Source organism: Proteus sp. FME41, from assembly GCF_014897315.1.
In the GTDB taxonomy this organism is placed as follows: domain Bacteria; phylum Pseudomonadota; class Gammaproteobacteria; order Enterobacterales; family Enterobacteriaceae; genus Proteus.
In genome coordinates, this window is the sequence record NZ_JABUYL010000074.1 from 1 (window position 1) to 436 (window position 436).

The 436-nt window shown below is 48.9% G+C and carries 1 pseudogene; it reads right to left on the minus strand.

Features of this window, described 5'->3' with window-relative positions:
• Window positions 1-436: pseudogene (locus tag INT04_RS19845) on the minus strand (electron transport complex subunit RsxC); the annotation flags it as partial.

Below are 436 nucleotides of genomic sequence, written 5' to 3' on the forward strand. Positions count from 1 at the left end.
CGTTTTCAACAGGGGCTTCAATTGTTGATGTAGCTTCAGCGGCTTGCTGTGCTTTCTTTGCTTTAACACGAGCTAATGCGGCAGCAACGGCCGCTTTACGTGGATCGACGTCTTCGGCTTTAGCGTTTTCAACAGGGGCTTCAATTGTTGATGTAGCTTCAGTGGCTTGCTGTGCTTTTTTTGCTTTAACACGAGCTAATGCGGCAGCAACGGCCGCTTTACGTGGATCGACGTCTTCGGCTTTAGCGTTTTCAACAGGGGCTTCAATTGTTGATGTAGCTTCGGCGGCTTGCTGTGCTTTTTTTGCTTTAACACGAGCTAATGCGGCAGCAACGGCCGCTTTACGTGGATCGACGTCTTCGGCTTTAGCGTTTTCAACAGGGGCTTCAATTGTTGATGTAGCTTCGGTGGCTTGCTGTGCTTTTTTTGCTTTAAC